The 4,706-nt window shown below is 54.1% G+C and carries 2 protein-coding genes and 1 pseudogene; all 3 read left to right on the top strand.

The features are described 5' to 3' along the window. Nucleotides 1-980: pseudogene (locus tag NW834_RS13300) on the top strand (glycosyl transferase family 1); the annotation flags it as partial. 201 nt (nucleotides 981-1,181) lie between these two features. After that, nucleotides 1,182-3,155, top strand: a complete 1,974-nt coding sequence (locus NW834_RS13295; RefSeq protein WP_414419468.1) for a tetratricopeptide repeat protein — start codon at nucleotides 1,182-1,184, stop codon at nucleotides 3,153-3,155. A 232-nt stretch (nucleotides 3,156-3,387) separates the two neighbouring features. Then, complete coding sequence (locus NW834_RS13290; protein ID WP_414419469.1) at nucleotides 3,388-4,107, top strand: hypothetical protein; 720 nt, start codon at nucleotides 3,388-3,390, stop codon at nucleotides 4,105-4,107. Nucleotides 4,108-4,706: the final 599 nt, after the last annotated feature.

Here is a 4,706-nt window from a genome sequence, read left to right as displayed (position 1 = left end):
TGCATCGCGTGCAGGAGCGACTGAGGGTATTTGTTGGCCGAGGCTGTCCTGGGGTGATAGCCGCGGACTTGCTGGACCTGCCGCGGCTGGAGCTGTACGTGGAAGAGGGGTTTGGGGATCCCTGTGGTCTGCTGCAGCAGAAGGGAGTGCCCGAGCGAGTTCATGAGGTGAGGGGGGAGCCGAGCAGTTGGCCTAGCTTTGATGCGGTGGTGTGCACGGTGGGAGACTTGCAGCGGCTGGGGCGGCCTTTGGGGGCTAGCTTTGCTTTCATTCCGGGAGAAGATACCCAGCTCCTCTTTGCCAATGCGGGGAACATAACAGAAACTTTTCTCATTGACTTAATCCAAAAGGGCAGCTCTGCTCCGTCAGCTTGGTTGCGGGGGTACGAAGGCCTTGAGTATGAAGGGACAGTAGCCAGCCTGAGCCGCATCTATCAGCCTGCGGCTTCCATTCTTCCTGATGTCAAGGTTGTCGTGGATGTGAGGGCCGGGGTAGGTGTGGCCAGCGCTTGTTTCAGGACTTTTCACCCTGAGGCGGCTATTCACTGTTTCGAGGTGGATCCCTTGGCCTTGCACCTGCTGCAGCAGAATGCTCTTGGCCTGGGCAACTGCTTTGTGCATCCAGTGGGGCTGGCGGGGCAGGATAGTTGCAGAACCCGTCGCCTCTGGCCGGAGGATCCTCAGGCCGAGTGGGGAGTGGAGCAGCTGCTCCCTTTCCGGGAAGCCAGGGCAGCCCTCAAGGAGTTGGGTTTGGAGCCCATCGATGTGCTCAGGGTGGCTACAGGTGGAGATGAGGTGGAGGTGTTGACCAGCTTGCAAGAGCAGCTCAAAGACATCAAGGTGATTTACGTGGAGTTTACTTCTGAGCAAGACCGCAAGCAGATTGACCAGATGTTGGATCCCTCTCATCTCCTCTGGCAGGGGGAGATTTCTCAAGGTAACTACGGCTGTCTCTGTTACCTGAGCAGAGCTTACGTTTAGGTAAAGTAGCTGAACAAAGTAAAAAAATGAGCCACGGAGCGGAACAAATACGACTCTCTCTCAGATCTAAGCTTCCTCTTTAGGTCTACCTGCATGTTATCTTGCCTGTAAAGTCATCTTATCCCCAACTGAACTGACTATAACTGGAAAAAACTATACTGGGCAGACAAGTCAGGAGAATTTCTAGCCATCTTGTAGTAGATGTCAGACTGGATACTTACAAACAAACTTCTAGCCGGGATCCAAGCCCAGCAAGCAGGAGATTTGCGACAAGCAGAAGCCATTTACTCCGAGATCTTGGCGGAGTTTCCTGAGCAAGCCGACGCTTTGCACCTGCTGGGAACGGTGGCCCAGACCAAGGGGGATTTGGAATGGGCAGCTGCGCTAATTGCCGAGGCTATTGAGTTAAATCCTTGCGTAGCTCTTTATCATCACAACTTAGGCGTGGTCTACGAGTCTTCGGGCCAATGGGAGAAAGCCTTATCCTGCTACCGGCAGAGCTTAAACCTCAATCCCGATGCCACTCTTTCCGCCTTTCAAGCTGGCAAGATCCTCGTTAACTTACGTCGCTGCGAAGAGGCGATCCCCCTGCTCAATTCCCTGTTGGTAAACTCGGATCGAGCAGCAGGGATCCCTTTGGAAGAGGTACATCTGAATCTGGCCATCGCCTGCCGAGATCAAGGAGAACACGCTATTGCCTTGGATCACCTGGAGAAAGCATTGGCTTTGGATCCCCAGTTAGAACAGGCTCGTTGGTTTTATCATCTCTACTTGCCGGCAGTCTATCAGAGTGAGGAAGAGCTCAACTCCTTTCGTGCTCGCTTTGTTGAGCACCTGGATCGTCTTATTGAGGAAACTCCCCTAGAAACAGAGGAGCAACGTCGCACAGCGCTGTGGGCATCAGGACTGGGAACCAATCACTACCTACAGTACCAAGGCTACAACGACCTGGATTTGCAGAAAAAATATGCCCAGTTTGTTCAACGTATAGTCAACGCCTGTTATCCCGATTGGAGATATCTTCCTTGCCAATCCCAACCAGGGGATCCCATCCGAGTTGGGTTTGCCTCAGCTTCCATGCGAGCTTGCTCTTACAGCCGCTTATCTCTGGGTTGGGTTAAGTACCTAAATGCTAATTGGATTGATGGACAGGCTAACTCGGAGCGAAAGTTTCAAGTCTTCGCCTATCACTTGGATCCCAGAACCGATTTCATGACAGACCGGTATCGTCAATATGCCGATGTGTTTCGACACATTCCCAGCAGCCTCGAGGATGCAGCCCGACAAATCCTGCAGGATCAGCTAGATATTTTGGTGTATTTGGAGATCGGCCTTTCACCTCTTATTCTGCAACTGGCTTCCCTGCGACTGGCACCGATACAGTGCTCCACTTGGGCTCATCCTGTAACTTCTGGACTTTCTACGATTGACTATTTCCTCTCCAGCGATTTAATGGAGCCAGAGGATGCTCAAGAACATTATAGTGAAACCCTGATTCGTTTACCTCATTTGGGCACTTGCTTCGAAAAGCCGGTTTTGCCTCAGCAAAAGCGCTATCGTGAGGATTTCGGCCTGCGCAGAAACGCAGTGGTTTACCTAGCTTGTCAATACTTGGGTAAATATCTGCCCCAATATGACTATCTTTTTGCCGCTATTGCTCAGCGAGTGCCCAACGCTCAGTTTGTCTTCTTGGCTCTGCCCAATGCTGCTATTGCCCGACAATTTCGGGAACGGCTCACCCGGGCTTTTTCTTTGTATGGCCTCAATGTAGAAGACCACTGCCTGATCCTGCCCGGATTGGATTATCAAGACTACTTGGATCTCAACCGCTGTGCCGATCTTATGTTAGATTCCTATGGCTGGTCAGGTGGGATCACCACCTTAGAGGCCGTTGCGGTCGGATTGCCTGTGATCACTTGCCCTGGAAAGCTGATGCGGGGGCGGCATACCTATGCCATTCTCAAAAGAATGGAGCTGGACAGCTTAATTGCCTCGGATCTGAAAAGCTATGAGGATTTGGCCGTAAAACTGGGATCCGATCCTGAGTTTCGCCACCATATGACTGAAGAGGTTCGGCAGCGACGCGACCTACTCTTTGAAGATCGAGAATGTGTGGCAGCCCTAGCTCATTTCTTTCTCACCCTCACCAAGAAGCCCGACGCTGGTCGTGATTAGCCCACTGCGAAAAAGGGTTTTGCTCTGGATCCCTTCCTGAGGACAAAATTGGCTCAACGGCCCCACTACGCCCTTGAAGCTCCCTTCTCGAGGTCAACAGCGGAACAGCCCCCCCAGGCCGGTGCAAGCCTAAACGTGGGAAAATCCTGTCAGTGATCTGCATTTTGCTGAGAATTGATCAGAGCATCGTAATCTAGAGGAACATTGACATCCGGTGTCCGGAGGAGTGCTTATGCCAGGGCTAGCATCGAATGCTTCTAGAGCTCCGCAGGGATCCCTGCAGAGGGTTTTCTTGGGCCTTTTGGCCTCGGCTGCGGTTTTGGCAGGTTGTGGAGGAGGTGGAGGGAGTACAATACCGCCTCTGGTGAACGTCTGCGAACAAGCCTTCAGTCCAGACTTTTTCGCTTCGATTGGCCTCCGCCGACAGGGGGATAGGCGCAGTGGAACCTTGGGGCCGAATAGCCTTTTGGAGTTTTATTTTGATGAGGAGGGCAATTTTCGAAATGCCCGGGAATTCCCACCCCCTCCCGGCACGTTTACCTTTTATTCAGATGCGTTTCTTTACTTTCCCTCTGCAGCCAACGTTACGGGGGTTACGATCCGGCTGACCAGCCAGGTTTTTGATCCGCTGTTGGCTATCGGCAGCTTTGATAGCAACCGGAGATTCGATCCTGACGTTTTTGTAAATGATGATGCTGCCCCTGGCAACTTTACCACCTCTCAGCTAACCATCCCCGTGCGGCAAAACCGCTGCTACTTGCTCCAGGTGCAAAGCTACTGGGCGCAAAATGCCTCTCCAGCCGCTGGGCCGGGCAGCCCTGGGCGAGGCCCTTACACCATCGAAGTTGTGAGCGAAAGCTTTGCTGCTCCTCCTCCACCGCCTCAACGGCAACAGAAAGACGATAGGGAAGACGGCGGCGGCGGTGATCGGGGAGGAGGCGTAGGTATTTAGCTCTGCCGTGTGAGCCTAATGGCGAAGCTGGCGCTACCACAGGTAGCCGTTCCTCGAATCGAGCGCCCGTCAGCGCTGACAGTGCCGCTCCAAGTGATGGTTGGGGTGCCACTACCCGCTGCCTTACCGCTGACAGAAAGTTGGTTGCCGATGAGCTGGCCACTGCGTTCGGAAAAGCTGAGAGAGGAAACGCTGATCTGGTTGCCCTCCTGACGAATGGAGACGGTTTCCTGGACGCCAGCCGCAACATTGACCTTGCACAGGGATCCCTGCCAGATAAAAGATCCTCCCTCGTAAAGCCACTCGCCGCTGAGGGCCAGCTCTGCCGCAGGTGTTGGCGTTGCTGGGGCAGGTGTGGCAGTGGGAGTGGGGGATGGAGTCGGGGTGGGGGTAGGAGTACGAGGGACAAGCGGGGTGAATCGAGGGATAGGGGTAAGCGTCGGTGTCGGAGTGGGTGTTGGTGCTGGAGTCGGGGTGGGTGTCGGTCTCGGAGTGGGTGTTGGAGTGGGCGGGGGAGTTGGGTGTGGCGTACGGGTGGGGGTTGGTGCGGGAGTTGGGGTTGGTGTTCGAGGGGGTCTTGGGAGTCGTAGTGTCGTCTT

It is taken from the genome of Synechococcus sp. R60.1 (assembly GCF_047461835.1).
Classification (GTDB): domain Bacteria; phylum Cyanobacteriota; class Cyanobacteriia; order Thermostichales; family Thermostichaceae; genus Thermostichus.
Note: the sequence above shows the minus strand (reverse complement) of the source record. Positions and strands in the feature narration are given on the sequence as shown.